This is a genomic window from Bartonella sp. SL317 (genome assembly GCF_059687655.1).
Genome location: NZ_CM185144.1, coordinates 1206620 through 1228318, shown reverse-complemented (window position 1 = coordinate 1228318; position 21699 = coordinate 1206620). Strand labels below are relative to the sequence as shown.

At 38.6% G+C, this 21699-nt stretch carries 17 protein-coding genes; 16 read left to right on the top strand and 1 reads right to left on the bottom strand.

What is annotated here, in order from left to right; all coding sequences use genetic code 11:
* Window positions 1-3: 3 nt before the first annotated feature.
* The 14 genes from miaB (at window position 4) to truB (ending at window position 15604) form a co-directional block, all read left to right on the top strand.
* Window positions 4-1380 carry a tRNA (N6-isopentenyl adenosine(37)-C2)-methylthiotransferase MiaB gene (gene miaB, locus AC6ER9_RS05155; protein ID WP_497073739.1) on the top strand — a complete coding sequence of 459 codons (1377 nt, stop codon included), beginning with the start codon at window positions 4-6 and terminating at the stop codon, window positions 1378-1380.
* 162 nt (window positions 1381-1542) lie between these two features.
* Window positions 1543-2640, top strand: coding sequence for a PhoH family protein (locus AC6ER9_RS05150; protein WP_497075288.1), 1098 nt, complete (start codon window positions 1543-1545; stop codon window positions 2638-2640).
* Between the two features lie 2 nt (window positions 2641-2642).
* Window positions 2643-3134, top strand: a complete 492-nt coding sequence (gene ybeY / locus AC6ER9_RS05145; RefSeq protein WP_497073738.1) for an rRNA maturation RNase YbeY — start codon at window positions 2643-2645, stop codon at window positions 3132-3134.
* Between the two features lie 84 nt (window positions 3135-3218).
* Complete coding sequence (locus tag AC6ER9_RS05140) at window positions 3219-4229, top strand: hemolysin family protein (protein ID WP_497073737.1); 1011 nt, start codon at window positions 3219-3221, stop codon at window positions 4227-4229.
* Window positions 4192-5826, top strand: a complete 1635-nt coding sequence (gene lnt / locus AC6ER9_RS05135; protein ID WP_497073736.1) for an apolipoprotein N-acyltransferase — start codon at window positions 4192-4194, stop codon at window positions 5824-5826. The genes AC6ER9_RS05140 and lnt overlap by 38 nt, the downstream gene beginning before the upstream one ends.
* Window positions 5827-5973: 147 nt before the next feature.
* Window positions 5974-6387 (top strand): helix-turn-helix domain-containing protein, encoded by a 414-nt coding sequence (locus AC6ER9_RS05130; protein WP_497073735.1) that lies wholly within the window; start codon window positions 5974-5976, stop codon window positions 6385-6387.
* A gap of 131 nt (window positions 6388-6518) precedes the next feature.
* A complete protein-coding gene (metK, locus tag AC6ER9_RS05125; protein WP_497073734.1) occupies window positions 6519-7787 on the top strand; it encodes a methionine adenosyltransferase in 1269 nt (422 codons plus the stop codon).
* On the top strand, window positions 7784-8485 hold the full coding sequence (locus AC6ER9_RS05120; RefSeq protein ID WP_497073733.1) for a tRNA (guanine(46)-N(7))-methyltransferase TrmB: 702 nt from the start codon (window positions 7784-7786) through the stop codon (window positions 8483-8485). The genes metK and AC6ER9_RS05120 overlap by 4 nt, the downstream gene beginning before the upstream one ends.
* 127 nt (window positions 8486-8612) lie before the next feature.
* A complete protein-coding gene (rimP, locus tag AC6ER9_RS05115; protein WP_497075287.1) occupies window positions 8613-9263 on the top strand; it encodes a ribosome maturation factor RimP in 651 nt (216 codons plus the stop codon).
* Window positions 9264-9310: 47 nt separating this feature from the next.
* On the top strand, window positions 9311-10942 hold the full coding sequence (gene nusA, locus AC6ER9_RS05110; protein WP_497073732.1) for a transcription termination factor NusA: 1632 nt from the start codon (window positions 9311-9313) through the stop codon (window positions 10940-10942).
* Window positions 10943-11578 (top strand): RNA-binding protein, encoded by a 636-nt coding sequence (locus AC6ER9_RS05105; protein ID WP_497073731.1) that lies wholly within the window; start codon window positions 10943-10945, stop codon window positions 11576-11578.
* Window positions 11575-14109: a translation initiation factor IF-2 gene (gene infB, locus AC6ER9_RS05100; protein ID WP_497073730.1), complete on the top strand. Its 2535-nt coding sequence runs from the start codon at window positions 11575-11577 to the stop codon at window positions 14107-14109. The genes AC6ER9_RS05105 and infB overlap by 4 nt, the downstream gene beginning before the upstream one ends.
* A 123-nt stretch (window positions 14110-14232) precedes the next feature.
* Window positions 14233-14637 (top strand): 30S ribosome-binding factor RbfA, encoded by a 405-nt coding sequence (gene rbfA / locus AC6ER9_RS05095; RefSeq protein WP_497073729.1) that lies wholly within the window; start codon window positions 14233-14235, stop codon window positions 14635-14637.
* Window positions 14638-14641: 4 nt separating this feature from the next.
* A complete protein-coding gene (gene truB / locus AC6ER9_RS05090) occupies window positions 14642-15604 on the top strand; it encodes a tRNA pseudouridine(55) synthase TruB (protein WP_497073728.1) in 963 nt (320 codons plus the stop codon).
* A gap of 1371 nt (window positions 15605-16975) precedes the next feature.
* On the opposite strand, the gene AC6ER9_RS05085 is transcribed toward truB, so the two are convergent.
* Window positions 16976-18604: an MFS transporter gene (locus AC6ER9_RS05085; protein ID WP_497073727.1), complete on the bottom strand. Its 1629-nt coding sequence runs from the start codon at window positions 18602-18604 to the stop codon at window positions 16976-16978.
* Between the two features lie 316 nt (window positions 18605-18920).
* Here AC6ER9_RS05085 and rpsO point away from each other — a divergent pair, with 316 nt between their 5' ends.
* Entirely contained in the window at window positions 18921-19190 is a 270-nt protein-coding gene (gene rpsO, locus AC6ER9_RS05080; RefSeq protein WP_005774142.1) for a 30S ribosomal protein S15, read from the top strand.
* 249 nt (window positions 19191-19439) lie between these two features.
* Window positions 19440-21635 (top strand): polyribonucleotide nucleotidyltransferase, encoded by a 2196-nt coding sequence (gene pnp / locus AC6ER9_RS05075; RefSeq protein WP_497073726.1) that lies wholly within the window; start codon window positions 19440-19442, stop codon window positions 21633-21635.
* Window positions 21636-21699: the final 64 nt, after the last annotated feature.

Sequence of the window (21699 nt, the reverse complement as noted above, 5' to 3'; positions counted from 1 at the left end):
ACTATGAATAAAGTAAATCCTAAAAATACGCCTCCTGTTGCTCCTAAAAAGGTTTTTATCAAGACCTATGGGTGTCAAATGAATGTTTACGATAGCCAACGAATGACTGATAGTCTCAGTGCTCAAGGCTATGTGACAACACAAACACCCAATGATGCCGATCTTATTCTTGTTAATACCTGTCATATTCGCGAAAAAGCAGCAGAAAAACTCTATTCTGATTTGGGTCGCTTGCGTGTTATGCGTCAAGAACGAGCACCTGATAAACCATTGACAGTTGGTGTAACAGGTTGTGTTGCACAAGCTGAGGGAAGTGAAATTTTGCGTCGGGCTCCAATAGTGGATCTTGTTATTGGTCCGCAAATGTATCACCGTTTGCCAGAATTATTAGAAAAAACCAAACAAGGCAAAAAAATTATCGAAACGGATTATGCTGTTGAAGATAAATTTGCTCATTTACCGCCGCATAATAAACGTGCAGTCAGAAAGCGGGGTGTTAGCGCCTTTTTAACAGTCCAGGAAGGGTGTGATAAATTTTGCACTTTTTGTGTTGTTCCTTACACACGCGGTGCTGAAATATCGCGCTCTGTCGAACAAATTACCGAAGAAGCCCGTCAACTCATTGAAGCGGGTGTTAAAGAAATTACGCTTCTTGGACAAAATGTTAATGGTTGGCATGGACAAAGTGCTGATGGTAAAACTTGGCGTCTTGGCGATCTTCTTTATCATCTTGCAAAACTCGATGGTTTAAAGCGTCTGCGTTATACAACCAGCCACCCGCGTGACATGGATGATAGCCTTATTGCCGCACATCGAGATCTTGATATGTTAATGCCTTACCTGCATCTGCCTGTACAATCCGGTTCAGATCGCATCTTAAAAGCCATGAACCGTCAACATAAAAGCGCTCATTATCTTCATATTATCGAAAAAATTCGCGCTGCACGACCGGATATTGCCTTTTCAGGCGACTTTATTGTAGGGTTTCCAGGAGAAACAGATGAAGACTTTGAAGAAACCATTAAACTTATTCAACACGTACAATACAGTTCAGCTTATTCCTTTAAATATTCCCCCCGTCCTGGAACCGTAGGAGCCACAATGAAAAATCATGTTGATGAATCTGTAAAAGATGCTCGTCTTCAACATTTACAAGTCCTTCTTCTTGAGCAACAAAATGCATTTTTGCGTTCTAAGGTTGGTCAAAAAACGGATGTTCTTATTGAAAAACCTGGGCGTCACTCAGGGCAAATGGTGGGGCGGTCTCCTTGGCTTTTACCTGTGGTTGTGGATACAGAAGCCTCTACAGGTAGTGTGATAGAAATTCATATTAAAAATACAAGCTCAAACAGTTTTGTCGGTGAAGTGACAAGTAAATAAATATGCCTATAAAACCTTGTTCATAATAAATATTTTGGAAAACTCTTTTATTTTTAAAGGAAATGATTAAATCTAAAATATGAATTTTTATGAAAGAAAACTTGTCTTTTATAAAGTTTACTCAGAAAAATATGTAATATTTATATAGATATGGAGAATAGGCTGAAAGCTTCAACTGAAAAAATAAATGCTGACATAAAAAAAATTGATCCTTTGGACCAAGAAAGCGCTTCAGATACGAGTCAAGTTATTTTAATTTTCGAAAATAATAAATATGCAAAAGTGGTTTTTGGTAAATTTGATGAAAATCTCGCTTATATAGAAAAAAAACTCGGCCTTAGTATTCATCCGCGTGGTAATGAAGTCTTAATCCATGGAAATATTTCTGTTATAAAACGTGCGCAATATATATTGCAGCAGCTTTATGAACGTGCCAAAACACATCAAGAGCTCGCTTTATCAGATATAAAAGGGGTAATTGCTATGGCGAGTATACCACAAAAGCAGAAAGAAGATACAATAACAAAAAAATCTGTACCGAAATCCATACCAGCAAAGTTGAGTACCCATAAAAAAATTATTCATGCAAGGACTCCAACACAAGATGCTTATATACGCGCGATGGAGCATACTGAACTTGTATTTGGTGTAGGACCAGCAGGAACAGGAAAAACATATCTTGCTGTTGCTCATGCTGCAATGCTTCTAGAACGTGGTATCATTGAGCGAATTATTCTCTCACGTCCTGCTGTTGAAGCTGGAGAACATCTGGGTTTCCTTCCCGGTGATCTCAAAGAAAAAGTCGACCCCTATTTACGACCACTTTATGATGCTCTTTATGATATGATGCCTGCTGAAAAAATAGAACGCATTTTAACTTCTGGTGTCATAGAAATTGCTCCTCTTGCCTTTATGCGCGGGCGAACGCTTGCCCATGCTGCCGTTATTCTCGATGAGGCACAAAATACCACACCGATGCAAATGAAGATGTTCCTCACACGTCTTGGAGAAGGAACACGTATGATTATTACCGGTGATGTAAGCCAAATTGATTTGCCTATAGGCCAAAAATCAGGTCTCATTGAAGCAATCCGTATTCTTTCAAATGTAGAAAATATTGCAATTGTGCGTTTTGATGAAAAAGATGTTGTACGCCACCCGCTTGTTGCTGCTATCGTTCATGCCTATGATCGTGATTCTGAAATACAAAATAAAAAAAAATCACTCGCGTGCAATACATTAAAAAATGAATTTGATTGATCATGATTACTATTGATATAATGGTTAAAAGCGCAGGGTGGAATGATGAGAAAATGCTTTATAATATCACCGAAAAAGCATTAACGACGACAATGCATCATGTCTCATTGGAAAATGTTGTAAGCGAGATTAGCCTGCTTTTTACGGATGATGAACATATGGCACAAATCAATGCACAATGGCGTGGTAAAAACAAATCTACCAATGTATTGTCCTTTCCTGCTTTTCCAATTAAAGCTGGAAATCCTCCTGGCCCCATGATGGGTGATGTTATCATCGCGCGAGAAACTGTTGTTCTCGAAGCAGAAAAACAAGGAAAAATATTTCAAGACCATTTAACACATATGATCGTTCATGGTGTCTTGCATCTGCTTGGCTATGACCATAAAACCGATGATGAAGCACATCAAATGGAAACGCTTGAAAGAGAAATTCTACAAAAGCTCTCCATAAAAGATCCTTATACTGAATTATCTATAAATGATAAAATTTAACTTTTAAAATCAATGTTACGAGCATACCAATTAAAGCCCTTCATTCACCTGTTATAAAAAGAAAGTTTAGAAGATTGCAAAACCATGACAAACAAAACAAATACACAAAATAGTCGTCAAACTTCTTCTAATAATGAAAAAGATCCCTCTCAACAGACGAATCATACAGAAAAATATTCCCTGATAAATCATTTGTTTTCATTCTTACGGGGTCGTAATTGTGCACCTACATCACTGCGCGATAATCTTACCGTTGCACTTGCAACTAACAATGAAAAAGATACTGCCCTCTTCTCACCTGAAGAACGTACTATGTTGCATAATATTTTACGCTTGCGTGAAGCACGTGTGGATGATGTTATGATACCTCGTTCTGAAATCAAAGCATTAGAAATAAACACTTCTCTTGGAGAAGCCCTTAAATGTTTCGCAAAATTTGGTCATTCTCGCATACCTGTTTATGCTGAAACTTTAGATGATCCGCGCGGCATGATCCATATCCGCGATATTTTGAACTATATGTCTTGCTTTATTATCAGTCCAACAAAAAACGAACAGCAATTAAAACATACAGATTTACATACCCCAATCGGTGAATTAGATTTGATCCGAACCGTTCTCTTTGTTCCCAGTTCTATGCTTGCAAGCAAACTCTTAACACGGATGCAAACCACACGAACACAAATGGCTTTAGTTATTGATGAACATGGGGGAACAGATGGTCTCGTTTCAATGGAGGATATTGTTGAGTTGGTCGTTGGTGATATTGAAGATGAACATGATAATGTTGACAATGCTATCGTACGCGAACACAACAATAAATGGCTCGTTGATGCAAGAACCGAACTAGAAGATGTAGAAAAAGCTCTTGGACCTGATTTTATTGTAGGGGAATATGGTGATGAGGTTGATACTATTGGTGGTTTAATTGTCTCCATTCTTGATCGTATTCCTGCAAAAGGTGAAGTTATCGAAGCTGTCCCTGGCTATAAATTCCGTATTTTAGAAGCTGATAAACGCCGAATTAAGCGGTTGCGCATTTTTCGCATTCCAGAAAATGAGAATCTTGAAAACAATGCCATCCCTAAAGAATAGTCGAGCGCCTTTAAATAATTTCATCGTTTTTTTGATCTCTGTTACCGGCTGGAAGAGACAGGCATGGATATTTCTATGTGGTGCTCTTACTTCCTTTGCACTTCCACCCTTTTATTTAACACCTCTTTGCTTTCTAACTTTTCCTATTTTTATTGTTTTACTCGACTCAATACGTCCCTCCCCAAAAAATAAAAAATATTTTTTTACCTATGCTTTAAGTTGTGGAACATTTGGTTTTAGTTATTTTATTTGCGGACTTTGGTGGCTCTGCAATGCTTTGTTGGCAGATCCAGATTCTTTTGGTTGGGCCGTACCACTAGCCATTGTATTTCCTCCTCTCTACCTTTCTCTTTATTGGTTTTTTTCTGGTTTCATTGTTGGTTTATTATGGACAAAAGGAATAGCACGTTTTTTTGTTTTAGCCTTTGCTCTAGGATTAGCCGAGTGGTTACGTGCGTTCTTATTTACAGGATTTCCATGGAATGCTCTTGGCTATACAGCCATGCCAACCCCGATGTTCATGCAATCTGATGCAATTGTGGGACTTTACGGGATGAATATTCTTGCTGTCTTAACCTACAGTTTGCCAACAGTTTTATTAACAAATGAAAAAAAGAAGGTTGCTCTTTCTCTTTGCTTATCACTTATATTCATTCACTGTGGTTTTGGGTTTTATCGTCTCCATACAGCAAAAAACATAACTGATGATTCCAAAAATCATTATTGGGTGCGCATTGTTCAACCTTCTATCCCACAAAATATAAAATTGCGCGATAATACACGAGAAGCTATGTTGGAAGCACATATGAATCTGAGTGCAACACCAATAACTGGTCAAAATCCAGAACCTGATTTTATCGTCTGGCCTGAAGCATCCGTTCCTTACCTTCTCTATGATAACTCACCTATCACGATGCACATTGCTTCTCTTTTAAAACCTAAACAATGGGCTATTATCGGAGCTGTACGCGCTAGTGATGATCCCCCTCATTCCCAAACACAATATTTTAATACAATTGCTGTCATTAATGCTGAAGGTGATATTTTATACACTTCCGATAAACTTCATTTGGTCCCTTTTGGTGAGTATCTTCCCTATCAGAATTTATTGAAAAAAATTGGTTTGCATATTCTCGCTGATAATATTGGTGGATATAGTGCTGCACATGTGCGTACAACTGTTACAATGCCAAACGGATTTTCTTATTTACCCTTGATTTGTTATGAAGCAATATTTCCCCATGAAATGACTTTTAAAGGCTTACCGCCTCAAGCAATCATTAATGTTACAAATGATGCATGGTTTGGTGTAACACCAGGACCTTATCAACATCTTCAACAAGCACAGCTTCGTGCTATTGAATTAGGTATCCCACTCATACGAGCAGCGAATAATGGAATATCAGCTGTTATTGATTCTTATGGACGAATCGTTGCAGCTCTTCAACAAAATGCTGTGGGCATTATTGACTTACCGATTCCATCACCCATTATCCCTATAGGAAACAATACATGTAGAACTTTCTCTACTTTTATCTTATTCATCCTTATGCTATTGTGTTATATTGGTTTTCGGTTTACAAAACAACTTAAATGATTCAAGTTCTCCTTGTACGGTATTATGTTGCGTGTACCAGTAATATTGGGAAAAATATTACATAATTATTTAATTATATGATAAATCAACTTCGTATAAATCTGATGTTGGCTTAGAAGAAAAGTGCTGGAAATAAAGAGTTGCATTATGACCGAAACTAGAAAAAAACCTGACCCTATAGATATCTATGTTGGAACTCGTATCCGTTTACGTCGTAATATTTTAGGACTTACTCAAGAAAAACTAGGTGAAAAATTAGGCATTACTTTTCAGCAAATCCAAAAATATGAAAAAGGAACAAACCGTATTGGTGCTAGTCGCCTTCAAGCAATAGCAGAAATTATGGATGTTCCTGTTTCTTACTTTTTTGATAAGGGACTTACCTCTCAACCAGTAGAAGGTTTTGCTGAAAGTGATCACAATTTTATGGACTTTTGTTCTAGTAGCGAAGGTATTCAGCTCATGCGGGCTTTTACAAATATATCTGATGCTAAAGTGCGTCGAAAAATCATTGACTTGGCAAAAGCACTTTCTGAGGAAGATTTGACAAATAAGCTATAAAATTAAAATTATATCTTTTCTTTCTTATTCATATAAATTTGCATTGTCGAGTTGCTGTGGTTTCGGTAAACCGTAGCAGCTTTAGTAGGTAATTAGTTGAATTGTTGGTTTTCTTTTTTGAAGGAGTTCCTATGCCGCATCAAGATTATCTTTTTACGAGCGAATCGGTATCGGAAGGGCATCCTGATAAAATCTGTGATCGTATCTCCGATGAAATTGTTGATATGATCTATAAAGAAGCACAAAAGACTGGTACTGATCCGTGGTTAGTCCGTGTTGCTTGTGAAACTCTCGTCAGTGTCAACCGTGTTGTTATCGCCGGTGAAGTGCGTGTTCCTAATACACTCTTAAAAAAAGATAAAAATAAAGAATTTATCTATGATGAGACTGGCTTTCCTCTCATTAATCCTACGCGTTTTCGTACAGCAGCGCGCCGTGCTATTCGTTCCATTGGCTATGAACAAGCAGGATTCCATTGGAAAACTGTGAAAATTGATGTTCTTTTACGCCCTCAATCCGCTGACATTGCAAGAGGTGTTGATAATGCTACAGATCGGAATGGTGAAGAAGGAGCAGGTGATCAAGGTATCATGTTTGGATATGCTTGCCGTGAAACGCCTGACCTCATGCCTGCACCAATTTATTATGCGCATAAGATTCTCAAACTTCTTGCCGCAGCCCGCCATAAAGGAGAAGGCGAAACTGGAAAATTAGGACCAGATGCTAAAAGCCAAATAACCATACGCTATAAAGGCGGAAAACCAATAGAGGTGACATCTATCGTTCTTTCAACGCAGCACCTCGATGAAAGTTGGGATTCCAATAAAGTCTTTACAGTAATTGAACCTTATATTCGTCAAGCTTTACATGATATCCCTATTTCAGCTCAATGTCGTTGGTATATTAATCCAACAGGAAAATTTGTCATTGGTGGTCCGCAAAGCGATGCCGGATTAACAGGACGTAAAATTATCGTGGACACTTACGGAGGTGCAGCTCCCCATGGAGGCGGTGCATTTTCAGGAAAAGATACAACAAAAGTTGATCGTTCCGCAGCCTATGCAGCACGTTATCTTGCTAAAAATATTGTTGCGGCTCATTTAGCAGAACGATGCACCATTCAACTCTCCTATGCAATTGGTATTGCACAACCTTTATCGATTTATCTTAACCTTCATGGAACAGGAAAAGTCGATGAGAAGATTATTGAAGCGGCTATTCGCAAAATAATGGACCTTTCCCCTACTGGAATTCGAAAACATCTTGATCTTAATAAACCAATCTACACAAAAACAGCTGCTTACGGTCACTTTGGGCGAAAGCCAAAGCATGATGGTTCATTTTCATGGGAAAAAACTGATCTCGTGAAAACGCTTCAAACAATGATCAAAATACCATGATTAAGTATAATACACGCAAAAGTGAAGCCTTTTTTGGACGCCGACAAGGAAAGCAGCTACGAAACAGTCAACTTGCACGTCTGAAAATACTTCTGCCCAATTTGAATATTGATTTAAATGTCCCTCCTCCCCTAAACCTTACATCCTTATTTACGAGTAAAGTAAAAGAAATTCGACTTGAAATCGGCTTTGGTGGCGGTGAACATTTACTCCATGAAATGGAATATTTTCCACAAACCGGTTTTATCGGCATCGAGCCCTTTATCAATGGCATGGCTAAAATATTGTTGTCCCTTGAACAGCATACACACTATCAAAATCATCTTCGCCTCTATAATGATGATGCTACACGCCTGCTTGATTGGCTTCCGGATAACTCGCTTGATGGAATAGATCTTTTCTATCCTGATCCTTGGCCGAAAAAGAAACACTGGAAACGACGTTTCATCAACATAAAAAATCTTAACCGTTTTGCTCGCGTTCTTAAAGTAGGGAAAAATTTTCGTTTTGCTAGCGATATAGACAGTTATATAAACTGGACCCTTTATCATTGTGCACATCATGATCACTTTGAGTGGAAAGCAGAAAGCCCCCAAGACTGGAAAACCCCTTATCCGCTATGGAGAGGAACCCGCTATGAAGCAAAAGCTTTGCGCGAAGGACGAACGCCTGCCTACCTTACCTTTAGCAAGAAATAAACGATAAAATGCTTTTCTCATAAACAACTTGAAAAATTTTGAATTTACGAGTATTAATAGCTAAATTCTTGGTCTTATGATGAAGAGTGGGTCGTTGGACCCGCTCTTTTTTAATATCATAAAACTGATGAAAATAACGTGGATAAAATGTATGAACGAAACGGAAAAAATAAGCAATCTTGACGAACCTCGCCTGTTTGAAGAAGATGGTATTGAAGCACGGGTTGGGACTCTTGTCATGCCACTGCTGAAACCTTTAGGGTTTCGTTTGGTTCGTGTAAAGCTTCTTGGACAAAATGGTTTAACACTTCAAATTATGGTTGAACGGGCTGATGGTTCTCTGACCGTAGAAGATTGTGAAACTGTTAGTCGAACTGTTTCCCCTCTCCTTGATGTGGAAAATGTGATTGAACGCAAATATCATTTAGAAATTTCATCCCCTGGGATTGATCGTCCATTGGTAAGAAAATCTGATTTTTTTCATTGGCAGGGGCATCTTGCAAAAATTGAAACCAAAATAGCCATTGATGGGCGTCGAAAATTTCGTGGAACACTTACCAATATCACGAAAGATGGACTTATTTTAAATACTGATAAAGCTGCTTACGGAGAAGCCATGTATACCTCTATTTCCTTTTGTGATATCATGAATGCGCATTTAGTGCTTACCGATGAGCTTATTCGCGATGCATTGAAAAAAAATAAAGATTTAAGTCAACAACTCATTGACGAAGATAATCCTACCGACTCAATACAGACGCTCAATTCCAAAAAATAATATCACTGGGGAATACCCGTCGTGTGGCACAAAGAAGGAGAAAATTGATGGCTACAAGCGCTAACAGGCTTGAAATTCTGCAAATTGCAGATGCTGTTGCACGTGAAAAGTCAATCGACCGTGAAATTGTCATTTCTGCAATGGCTGATGCGATTCAAAAAGCAGCACGTTCTCGTTATGGTCAAGAAACTAATATCCGTGCTGAAATCAATGTCAAAACAGGTGAAATTAAATTACAACGCCTGCTTAAAATCGTTGATGTCGTTGAAGACTATACAACGGAAATTACTTTGTCAGATGCGCTCAGACGTCAAGCAGAAGCAAAAATTGGTGATTTTTTTGCTGATCCTTTACCTCCTATGGATTTTGGACGTATCGCAGCACAATCTGCTAAACAGGTTATTGTACAAAAAGTACGCGACGCAGAGCGTGATCAGCAATATGAAGAATTTAAAAATAAAGTTGGTGAAATTATTTCTGGTACAGTCAAGCGTGTGGAATATGGGAATGTTATCGTTGATTTAGGACGTGGTGAAGCTATTGTACGCCGTGATGAATTAATCCCCCGTGAATCCTTCCGCTATGGAGATCGTATTCGTGCCTTTGTCAATGATGTACACCGTGAAACACGTGGACCACAAATTTTCCTTTCACGCACACATCCTCAATTTATGGTCAAACTTTTTACCATGGAAGTTCCAGAAATTTATGATGGTATTATAGAAATAAAATCGGTTGCTCGTGATCCAGGTTCACGAGCCAAAATCGCTGTTGTTTCACGCGATGGTTCCATTGACCCTGTTGGCGCATGTGTGGGAATGCGAGGAAGCCGTGTACAAGCTGTTGTTGCAGAGTTACAAGGCGAAAAAATTGATATTATTCCTTGGTCGCCTGATGCTGCAACATTTGTTGTTAATGCATTGCAACCTGCTGAAGTTTCTAAAATCATCCTTGATGAAGATGCTGAACGGATTGAAGTTATTGTGCCGGATGACCAACTTAGCCTTGCTATTGGACGACGGGGACAAAATGTTCGTTTAGCTTCGCAACTAACAGGATGGAACATTGATATTTTAACTGAAAAGGAAGAATCTGAAAATCGTCAAAAAGAATTTACTGAACGAAGTAAATTGTTTATGGAAGCCTTAGAGGTTGACGAAATGATCGGACAAGTTATGGCATCAGAAGGTTTTTCTTCTATTGAAGAAATCGCCTATATTAATCTTGAGGAAATTGCTTCCATTGATGGTTTTGACCATGATACCGCTGCTGAAATTCAAAATCGGGCGCGCGAATATCTCGATCATAAAGAAAAAGAACTTGATGAAAAACGCAAAAATCTTGGCGTTTCTGACGAATTACGAACACTTCCTGGAATGACAAGTGCTATGCTGGTTGCTGTAGGTGAGGATGGTGTAAAAACAATAGAAGATTTTGCAGGCTATGCCGTTGATGATTTGGCTGGTTGGAGAGAACGCAAAGAAGGTCAAACAAAGAATTTTTCTGGTATTTTAACCCCCTTTGACATTACACGCGCGGATGCAGAAGCTATGGTTTTAGCCGCACGTGTACAAGCAGGCTGGATAGATCCGGCTGATCTTGTTACAGAAAGTCCTGTAGAAGATGAAAATTCTGCAGAAAATGAAAAAACAGATGATTTGGATGTGGATACACTTTAAATGAATGAACGAACTTGCATTGTGACCAGACAAAATGCTTCAGCACAAACGCTGATCCGTTTTGTTGTTGGTCCCAATAATCAAATTGTTCCTGATCTTAAAGCGAATTTACCAGGGCGTGGCGTTTGGGTTTCTGCCCATCACTCTGTTATTGAGAGAGCGATCAAACAGAAAGCTTTTCATAAAAATTTTAAAACAGATGTTGAGGTTGTACCTAATCTTGCGCATATTGTTGATACGCTTCTACTCAAAGCAGCTCTTTCAAGCCTTTCTTTGGCAAGAAAAGCGGGAGCTGTTGTCATGGGAGCAATGAAGGTTGACGCTGCTATCCGCTCCGGTCAAGTTATTCTTGTACTTCATGCTAAAGAAACAACAGAAGATGGAAAACGAAAAATTGCACAAGCTATCCATACAATACAACAACAAACAAATCGGACAATAAAAACCATATCTTTATTTACAAGTGATGAAATGCGCGTGGCTTTTGGCTCTAATCCTGTCATGCATGCAGCCTTATTGGACACAAAGGCTGCTGAAGGATTTCTCAAAACAACATATAAATTGATCAGCTATCGTGATATCAAAGATAGTAAGCTCGGTGAGATGACGGCTCAAGCCGTGAAGGAAGTACAATGAGTGAAAATAACAACGACAAAATAACAGGCAAGAAGACACTAACTCTCAAGCGGTCTGCCTTGGAAACAAGCACGGTCAAACAAAATTTTAGCCATGGCCGTACGAAGGCTGTCGTTGTCGAAACCAAACGACGTAAAATTACGCGACCTGATGAAAAAACTGAAACCCTTCAGCCCATTACAAAGCCGCATGTAGCCTCCCAGCGCACTAAACCGCGTTTTGAGGGAAAAAAACCTCAAGAATCTGTCGCTAAAAGTAATCTTTCATCGGCTGAAATGGAAGCGAGACTTCGCGCGTTAGAAGAAGCACATATCCAAGAAAGAATAACGCGAGAAAAAGCCGAAGAAGAAGCAAAACGTGCTAAAGAGCGTGAAGAAATTTTACAGAAAGAAATTAAAGAAAAAGAAATACAACACAAACAAGAAGAAGAAAAACAGCCGGTACACATTTCACCTGTTCTCTCTGAACCCCCTCTCATTGAACAGGTAAAGATTCCTGTTGCGCCTAAAAATACAACAGCGATTGAAAAGCGCAAAATAGATGAAGATAAAGAGGAGGAGCGGTATAACCATAGCCGTCGTGCTAATCCTGGTAAATCAGAAATACGTGCACCAAAAGTTGTCAAAGGAGCTGATGAACGGCGCCGTGGAAAACTAACTCTTAATAGTGCACTGGACGAAGAAGGAAGTGCGCGTGGACGCTCAATGGCTGCAATGCGACGCAGACAAGAAAAGTTTAAGCGTGCACAAAACCAAGAACCAAGAGAAAAAATTTCTCGTGAAGTTGTTCTTCCTGAAACAATTACCATTCAAGAGCTCGCACAACGTATGACGGAGCGTTCCGTTGATGTCATTAAATTCTTGATGAAACAAGGACACATGATGAAGCCTGGCGATGTTATTGATGCAGATGTTGCCGAACTCATCGCTGTTGAATTTGGCCATACAGTGAAACGTGTTTTAGAATCTGACGTAGAGGAAGGTATCTTTAACATAACAGATAATCCCCAAAACATGCAGCAACGTCCCCCTGTTGTAACTATTATGGGCCATGTTGACCACGGAAAAACTTCTCTTCTAGATGCTATTCGCAAAGCCAATGTTGTTTCTGGTGAAGCGGGTGGTATCACCCAGCATATTGGGGCCTATCAAGTAGAACAAAACGGTCAAAAAATTACCTTTATTGATACACCGGGACATGCTGCATTTACGGCTATGCGTGCCCGTGGAGCTCGTGTTACCGATATTGCAGTTCTCGTTGTCGCCGCTGATGATAGTGTCATGCCGCAAACAATTGAATCAATTAATCATGCTAAAGCTGCTGGTGTGCCTATTATTGTTGCAATCAACAAAATTGATAAACCAGCTGCGAATGCACAAAAAGTACGTACAGAGCTTCTACAACACGAAGTATTTGTTGAAACAATGGGGGGTGAAACTTTGGACGTTGAAGTTTCTGCTAAAACGGGTCAAAACCTTGATAAACTTCTTGATGCTATCCTTCTTCAAGCTGAAATGCTTGATCTGAAAGCAAATCCTCATCGAACTGCAGAGGGCGTTGTCATTGAAGCTAAATTGGATCGCGGACGTGGATCTGTTGCAACCGTTCTTGTTCAAAAAGGGACATTGCATCCTTCTGATATTATCGTTGCAGGAAATGAATGGGGGCGTGTGCGTGCTTTGATTGATGATCATGGTCGCCATGTCAAAGAAGCTGTTCCCTCTACACCAATTGAAATTTTAGGCATGCAAGGAACACCCCAAGCTGGAGACCGTTTTGCTGTTGTCACGCATGAAGCAAAAGCACGCGAAATTTCTGAATACCGTCAGCGATTAGCGCGGGATAAAGCTGTTGCTCGACAAACCGGTTCGCGTGGTTCTCTTGAACAGATGATGACAAAATTGCAAACGACTGGTGTTAAGGAATTTTCTCTTATTATCAAAGGAGATGTGCAAGGATCCATTGAAGCAATCGCTTCAGCATTGGAAAAACTAGGAAATGATGAGGTTCGTGCACGTGTTGTACATTCTGGTGCGGGAGGAATTACCGAAAGTGATATTTCTCTTGCCGAAGCTTCTAACTCAGCTGTCATTGGGTTTAATGTTCGCGCCAATAAACAAGCGCGTGATTTTGCTAAAACACAAGGAATTGAAATTCGTTATTATAACATCATTTATGATCTTGTGGATGATATCAAAGCGGCTATGTCTGGGTTGCTCTCACCAGAACAGCGTGAAACTTTCCTTGGTAATGCCGAAATTCTAGAAGTCTTTAACATTACAAAAATCGGAAAAGTTGCTGGATGTCGTGTTACAGAAGGTAAAATAGAACGAGGAGCCGGTGTTCGCCTTATCCGCGATAATATCGTTATTCACGAGGGAAAATTAAAAACACTCAAACGCTTTAAAGATGAAGTCAATGAAGTGCAGAGTGGTCAAGAATGCGGAATAGCCTTTGAAAATTATGAAGATATGCGTGCAGGAGACATCATTGAGACCTTCCGTATCGAACATATTAATCGCACATTATAAAATAATCCAATAACTTTGCTCATTTTAAAACAGAGTAAAGTTATTGAAATTCTATACACTGTGTCTCTTTTTTCCTTATTTGGATGGTCAAAAAAGAGAGCTTGGAGTAAGGGTAAAGCTTCGATGAGAAATGCAGGGCCATCACAACGGCAGCTTAGAGTAGCAGAGCAGGTACGTCATGCAGTCGCGCATATACTACAGCGTAATATTTTGCTTGATGATGTTTTAAAAAATATTGTCATTTCTGTTTCTGAAGTACGCATGTCACCAGATTTAAAAATTGCTACTTGCTTTGTATCACCTCTCAGCACGCTTAAAGATGCTTCTCATACTGATGTTGTTGATACTCTTAATAAAAATAGCCGTTTTCTCCGTGGAGAAATTAGTCATGCATTGCGACAAATGAAATATATGCCAGAGCTGCGTTTTAGACTTGATAATAGTTTTGATAACTTTTCAAAAATTGATGCCCTCCTCCGATCGCCTGAGGTTGCGCGCGATCTTCATCGTGATAAAGATGAGGATTAAAGAAATGGCACGGCAACGCAAGAAAAAAGGGCGTCCTGTTTCTGGTTGGGTCATATTTGATAAACCAAAAGGAATGAAATCAACAGAAGCTGTCTCACAAATCAAATGGCTCTTTCATGCACAAAAAGCAGGACATGCTGGGACGCTTGATCCTCTTGCTTCTGGTCTTCTTCCCATTGCTTTGGGTGAAGCAACCAAAACTGTTCCTTACGTGATGCAAGGCAAAAAAACTTACCGTTTTCATATTGCTTGGGGGCAAGAGCGTTCAACAGATGATCTAGAAGGAGAAATAACGAAAACATCTTTCAAACGTCCAACACAAGAAGAAATACTTGCTCTTCTTCCTCAATATACTGGTATTATTTTGCAAACACCTCCACAATTTTCAGCCATCAAAATTGCTGGAAATCGTGCCTATGATCTCGCCCGTGAAGGGGAAGTCGTTGAAATTGCGCCTCGTGAAGTGGAAATAGAAACTTTTAAATTAATAGAAATGCCTAGCAAAGAGTGCTCTGTCTTTGAAATAACTTGCGGAAAAGGAACTTATGTACGCTCGCTAGCACGTGATATGGGACGGGATTTGGGATGCTATGGGCATATCGCTGACTTAAGACGTATTGCCGTTGCTCCTTTTGATGAAGAGGATCTCATTACATGGGATGAACTAAAAACAGCAATATCGCTCAATAAAAATACCACAGATGAAAATGAGCGTTTTTTTGAAAAAGACTTCTCAACACTCGATGAACTTCTCATTGAAACGGGAGCTGCATTAGATTGTCTCCCTCATTATCCGCTTACTGAAACCCAAGCACAGAAAGTTATGAGAGGACATTCTATTCCTTTATGTGCTCATACAACACTTTTTGATGAAGAAGAGGTTTGTCTCCTCTATAAGGAACAATTTCTTGCTATTGGCACTCTCGACAAAAGTTTATTTAAACCAAAGCGGATTTTCACAATTTAAGTGTTTCTTTCTTATAGCTATGCTCTTGTTAAAAGATATTGCTCTCTATCAAATTAAAAGAAATATGGTGCTTTTCATTTCTCTACACTCATCTCATTCAGATCAAAATTTAAAGATCGTGCTATAGATAAAACCACCATACACTTTCCCCTAATGTTGCAACATCCCTTGCATTTAAAATACGATTTAATAAGAGCCTTTCTTTCTCTGTCGCTTTTATCCCCACCCTCGGAATGTATAAAAAAATGATTTGGACTCTTACATTCAATATAAAATACGACAAATTATTATTATAATATACACCTACATAATCTGTTTTTTCTAAAAGCATTTATTTAAAATAAAGAGATTCAAAACCTAAAACTTAAATACAAGTATAATGATATTTACAATCGGCTATCACTCTCATCGTTATAAATATTATGCAAAAGATTTGTAAAAACATCTGTAAAGAATAAGCAATTTTAAAGATTAGTATTTTATCATTTTTTGTATCGAATAAAAATTGATATATCTCTCCAATCTATTGCTGATATATTTTTTTGTTTCGTAACATTGTTTACCCGATAAAATTGTATTTTTGCTCTTGTTTGTAAATCAATATTTAACCCCAATTCTACCGTATGTTTGAAAAAAAATTAAAATGACTCAGTATTTTGTAAATAGTTCTAACTTTCTATACCAAATATGAGCCAAGCATATATCTATTTGAGAAAGTAAGACAGATTCATTTTGGAAAAATATGAAACTCTAAAGGTAATGAGTTATTTTCGCACCTTTAGTTCAACTTTATCTTTTAAATAATGAAGATAGCGCCTTGTCTGATACTTTTATTGTTCTCGTTTTTTGAACAGGGTTATCCTTCATTCAAAGTAAAACAGCTCAAAACAGAAAACTGTTGTGCTTCTCCCTCACACATTTAAGAAAAATTTCTCTCTGCACTCGCAGCCTATTTTACAACAGCGTTTTTAAAGTGCATAAAATTCACTGCTCATCACTCATTTTTAGACTTAAGAAAAAATACAAACTGGTATCATAATCCCATTTTTCGATTTAAAAGATAGTAATAACCCCTTGGCAATTAACATCGTTCACCAAAAGTCCTTCTTTTTCTATCGTGTTTATCATACTTACTTCACTTGTAACGTACAAGAAAATGGTTTTTATTACTTCAATATAAATAAGATCAATAGATTTAAAGTGAGAGAAGATTCAGATTTTTGAGATAATCATTTAATATAAAAAAATGATAAAACATTATTATAAATGAATAGGTTAATAATTAAATCACTCATTTTTTGTGCTTATACTAACCAATTGATCAAAAGAATATAACCATATTTAATACTTTACAAAAAAACTTCTCTCACCTTAAGGAAGATGATCAGAAGAGGCTTTTAAAAGCATTTCATTGGCTTGAGGTATTGTCTGTCGTTCAATCATGCGGTGCACCCTTATACCGTTAGGGGCACAATTTAAATGACGCAAACGCTTATTAACTTCAGCATCCGCTTTTGTACGACGATGATTGTGACGTAAATAATCTACCCATGTGGGCATATGATAAGCCTCTGTCCAATATTCAGGTCTTTCAAGATCTCGTAAAAGGACCCATTGACGCGCCCCATCACGTAAACGAATATGGCGTCGATGCGTCATCACTTTGAGAAACTCTTCCAGATCATTTTCATGAATTTGATAATCGATCATTATCATGATCGGACCACTTCTTGCTTTTAGGTCCAGTAAGAGTTCCGGCTCTCTAAAATGATCAAGAGGATTTAAATCTATCTCAGGAATTTCTTGAATTCTAAATTTTACCCCCGCAAGAGCACCAAAAATCAAGAATAGAGAACAAATACTCAAAGCAATTGTTGGAGAATAACCATCCGCTAAAGCGCCCCAAATTGCACTTCCAACAGCCATTCCCCCGTAAGATGCCGTTTGATAGAGCGCTAAAGCACGTGCTACAACCCATCGTGGTGTAGAGAGTTGTACAGATGTATTAAACAATGATAATGCCAAAACCCAACATAAGCCTGCAGGAAATAAAGCAATATGGCTTAAAATCAGTGAACGACTTATTCCCAATAAAAAGCAAGAAAAAGCAAAACCAATAAATGCACTTACAATAATGGTTTCTGGACGAAAATGATGCCGTATAAATGCATTAGTAATCCCTGCTGTCATGGCTCCTAGCCCAAAACAACCAAGCAATGTACCATAAAGAAGGGCACTTCCTCCCAGAACTTTATGCGCCACAATCGGTAAAAGAGCTAAAATCGAAATAGCCCCTATGCCAAAAAAGAACGCTCGAACCATAATATTCAAGAGATTAGGTGACATCGCAACATAACGCAAACCATCTGAGACAGCCCCTAACAGTCTTTCTCTTGGCAATGAATTGTTTTCATAATTCGATTTCCAGAAAAATAATGCACCAATAAGAGGAATATAGCTTATAGCATTAAACAAAAAAGCAGCAGATGCCCCCAAAGTTGCAATGATGCCCCCCCCAATAGCAGGACCAACACTTCGCATCAAATTAAAACCAACACTATTCAAGCTCACAGCAGCAGGAATATTTTCCCTACTTACAATATCTCCTATTGTTGCTTGCCAAGAAGGATTATAAAAAGCTGTGCCACATCCAATTAAAAACGTAAAACATAACAAAAGCCAAGGTGTTAAAAGTCCCATATAAGCTAAAACAGCTAAACTCATGGATATGACCATCATCATAATCTGTGCGCACAACATAATTTGACGCCGATTAAAATTGTCCGCTAATGCCCCTGCCATCAAAGAAAACATAACAAGTGGTAACGTTGTCGCACTTTGAACAAGCCCAACCATGGAATGCGAAGAACTAATTAACGCCATTAACCACCCTGCTCCAACAGCCTGTATCAGTCCCCCTAAATTAGAAATAAGAGTAGATGACCACAAATTTCGAAATACCGAATTACGAAAAAGTCTTAATGTTGAAATGTTCTGCATCTTTTCCCTCCAAATCGGTATTTATTACTTTTGTTACCACACACACTCTCTCTTATAATCTTTGTATCAAAAGGATGCATAATTCTTTAAAAACTCTCATAAAACTTTATTTAAATCAATATTTCAAAACAAAAGCCTTTATTTAAAGAAAGATCTCAAAATGCTGTAAAGGACTAGTATTTTAACCTTCTTTCCTATATAAGAGCGAAAATAGGTAAGAGTATTCAACTCTTCTTATTTCTTCGTAGACCCTAGCTGAACGACATCTCGGCTATGGGTGGCTTTATGTTTCTTCGTTTTTTGAAAGGATGATACGATGTCGATTACAGCTGAACGTAAACAAGCTCTTGTTGCAGAATACGCAAATAAAGTTGGTGATACAGGATCACCAGAAGTGCAGATTGCTGTACTTTCTGAACGTATTTCTAATTTAACAAACCACTTTAAATCTCACAAAAAAGATAATCATTCGCGTCGTGGTCTTTTAAAGATGGTGTCTCAACGCCGGCGTCTTCTTGATTATCTTAAAGGAGTTGACCAAAATCGTTATCAGACACTTATCAAAAAGTTAGGTTTGCGTCGCTAAAAGAGAAATTGGGTGGTATAAAAAGACCACCCATTTTTCAACATGTTTTTTTAGTCAAAAAACTTAAAAAACTGACACGTTATTATGGGATAGGACTGCTCATCATTTCACATTTAAGGCGATTTATCCCTCTCTTCTCACAAAAAAGATGAAAGTAACTTGTTGTCCATCCTAGAGCTTGAAAATATGCTACGCAAAACCAGAATGTGAGCAATCAAAGATTTAAATACTGGTCATTAAGGATAAAAAATGTTCAAAACGCACAAGATAGAAATTGAATGGGCTGGGCGTCCGCTCACCCTTGAAACAGGGAAAATAGCGCGTCAAGCTGATGGCGCAGTGATTGCTACCTATGGAGAAACGATTGTTTTAGCAACCGTTGTATCGGCCAAAAACCCAAAACCAGACCAGGACTTTTTTCCACTTACCGTTAATTATCAAGAAAAATCCTATGCTGTTGGTCGAATACCTGGGGGCTATTTAAAACGAGAAAGTCGGCCAAGTGAAAATGAAACTTTGATTTCACGTTTGATTGATCGTCCAATTCGTCCCCTTTTCGTTGAGGGGTATAAAAATGATACACAAGTCATTGTTTCTGTTATACAGCACGATCTTGAAAATAATCCCGATATCCTTGCAATGGTTGCATCCTCTGCCGCATTGACTCTGTCGGGGGTGCCTTTCATGGGACCTATAGCGGGTGCCCGCGTTGGCTATTGTAACGGACAATATGTTCTCAATCCTCATATCGATGAAATGCCTGAATCAAAACTTGATCTTGTGGTTGCTGGAACAGAAAGTGCTGTATTGATGGTTGAATCAGAAGCACAAGAATTGCCGGAAGATATCATGTTGGGTGCTGTGATGTTTGGTCACAAAGGCCTTCAACCTGTCATTGATGCCATTATCAAGCTTGCTGAAGTTGCTGCAAAAGATCCTCGTGATTTTGTTCCGGAAGATCTTTCTGAACTTGAAAAAGCGATGCAGGAAATGGCAGAACAGGATATACGAAAAGCTTACACAATTACTGATAAGCAAGAACGTTATACCGCAATTGATGCATTAAAAACAGAAATCATCAATAAATTTATGCCAGAAACGGAAGAAGACTGTCAATTTAATACAGATCAAATTGCAACCGTATTTAAACAGTTACAAGCAAAAATTGTTCGTGGAAATATTCTTGATACAGAAAGGCGTATTGATGGACGCAATCTTTCTACCGTGCGCCCTATCCAATCAGAAGTAAGTATTTTACCCCGCACACATGGATCAGCACTCTTTACCCGCGGAGAAACCCAAGCGATTGTTGTTGCGACATTGGGGACTGGTGAAGATGAACAATATGTGGATGCCTTAACAGGGATGTACAAGGAAACATTCCTTCTCCATTACAATTTTCCACCTTTTTCAGTGGGTGAAACAGGACGCCTTGGTTCTCCTGGTCGTCGTGAAATTGGACACGGTAAATTGGCATGGCGAGCCATTCACCCCATGCTACCAACAAAAGAATCTTTTCCTTATACCATTCGTGCTGTCTCAGAAATTACTGAATCCAATGGATCTTCTTCTATGGCAACGGTTTGTGGCACATCACTTGCTCTCATGGATGCTGGTGTTCCTTTAGCACGCCCCGTTGCAGGTATTGCCATGGGTTTGATTAAAGAAGGAGAGCGCTTTGCGGTTCTGTCTGATATTTTAGGCGATGAAGATCATCTTGGAGATATGGATTTTAAAGTCGCAGGAACAGAAAATGGTATTACTGCTTTGCAAATGGACATCAAAATTGACGGTATTACCGAAGAGATTATGAAAATCGCACTGGAACAAGCCAAAGGTGGCCGAATCCATATTCTTAACGAAATGGCAAAAGCTTTAACCAGCGCACGAGCTGAACTGAGTGAATTTTCTCCACGAATTGAAGTGATGAATATTTCTGTCGATAAAATCCGTGATGTTATCGGCTCTGGTGGTAAGGTTATTCGAGAAATTGTGGAACAAACTGGAGCAAAAATTAATATTGAAGATGATGGTACCATTAAAATTGCTTCTGCTGATGCTAAAACCATTGAAGCAGCAAAACGCTGGATTCATTCTATTGTCGATGAGCCCGAAGTTGGCGCTATCTACCAAGGAACAGTTGTAAAAACTGCAGACTTTGGTGCGTTTATAAACTTCTTTGGTTCTCGTGATGGACTCGTTCATATCTCTCAACTGGCATCAGAACGCGTCACAAAAACAACAGATGTTGTTAAAGAAGGTGATAAAGTTTGGGTTAAACTCATGGGCTTTGATGAGCGTGGAAAAGTTCGCTTATCAATGAAGGTTATTGATCAAGAAACCGGAAAGGAAATTACCGATGATCAATCGGTGAAAGAAGAAAAGTGCATGGATGAAAAAAAACAATCTGAAAATAAGCGCCGTCGGAAGAAAAAAGAAGCGTAATCTTTTCTTCTTATCGTAATCATGAAATGCCATCCCAACATTGGAGTGGCATTTTTCTTTGAAA

What these genes read in the sequence shown, in the direction of transcription:
- AC6ER9_RS05120 (WP_497073733.1), top strand. Translation starts at nt 7,784, where the DNA reads ATGATTAAGTATAATACACGCAAAAGTGAAGCCTTTTTTGGACGCCGA.
- miaB (WP_497073739.1), top strand. Translation starts at nt 4, where the DNA reads ATGAATAAAGTAAATCCTAAAAATACGCCTCCTGTTGCTCCTAAAAAG.
- rimP (WP_497075287.1), top strand. Translation starts at nt 8,613, where the DNA reads ATGAAAATAACGTGGATAAAATGTATGAACGAAACGGAAAAAATAAGC.
- AC6ER9_RS05140 (WP_497073737.1), top strand. Translation starts at nt 3,219, where the DNA reads ATGACAAACAAAACAAATACACAAAATAGTCGTCAAACTTCTTCTAAT.
- metK (WP_497073734.1), top strand. Translation starts at nt 6,519, where the DNA reads ATGCCGCATCAAGATTATCTTTTTACGAGCGAATCGGTATCGGAAGGG.
- AC6ER9_RS05085 (WP_497073727.1), bottom strand. Translation starts at nt 18,604, where the DNA reads ATGCAGAACATTTCAACATTAAGACTTTTTCGTAATTCGGTATTTCGA.
- rbfA (WP_497073729.1), top strand. Translation starts at nt 14,233, where the DNA reads ATGAGAAATGCAGGGCCATCACAACGGCAGCTTAGAGTAGCAGAGCAG.
- nusA (WP_497073732.1), top strand. Translation starts at nt 9,311, where the DNA reads ATGGCTACAAGCGCTAACAGGCTTGAAATTCTGCAAATTGCAGATGCT.
- ybeY (WP_497073738.1), top strand. Translation starts at nt 2,643, where the DNA reads ATGATTACTATTGATATAATGGTTAAAAGCGCAGGGTGGAATGATGAG.
- rpsO (WP_005774142.1), top strand. Translation starts at nt 18,921, where the DNA reads ATGTCGATTACAGCTGAACGTAAACAAGCTCTTGTTGCAGAATACGCA.
- infB (WP_497073730.1), top strand. Translation starts at nt 11,575, where the DNA reads ATGAGTGAAAATAACAACGACAAAATAACAGGCAAGAAGACACTAACT.
- AC6ER9_RS05105 (WP_497073731.1), top strand. Translation starts at nt 10,943, where the DNA reads ATGAATGAACGAACTTGCATTGTGACCAGACAAAATGCTTCAGCACAA.
- truB (WP_497073728.1), top strand. Translation starts at nt 14,642, where the DNA reads ATGGCACGGCAACGCAAGAAAAAAGGGCGTCCTGTTTCTGGTTGGGTC.
- pnp (WP_497073726.1), top strand. Translation starts at nt 19,440, where the DNA reads ATGTTCAAAACGCACAAGATAGAAATTGAATGGGCTGGGCGTCCGCTC.
- AC6ER9_RS05130 (WP_497073735.1), top strand. Translation starts at nt 5,974, where the DNA reads ATGACCGAAACTAGAAAAAAACCTGACCCTATAGATATCTATGTTGGA.
- lnt (WP_497073736.1), top strand. Translation starts at nt 4,192, where the DNA reads ATGAGAATCTTGAAAACAATGCCATCCCTAAAGAATAGTCGAGCGCCT.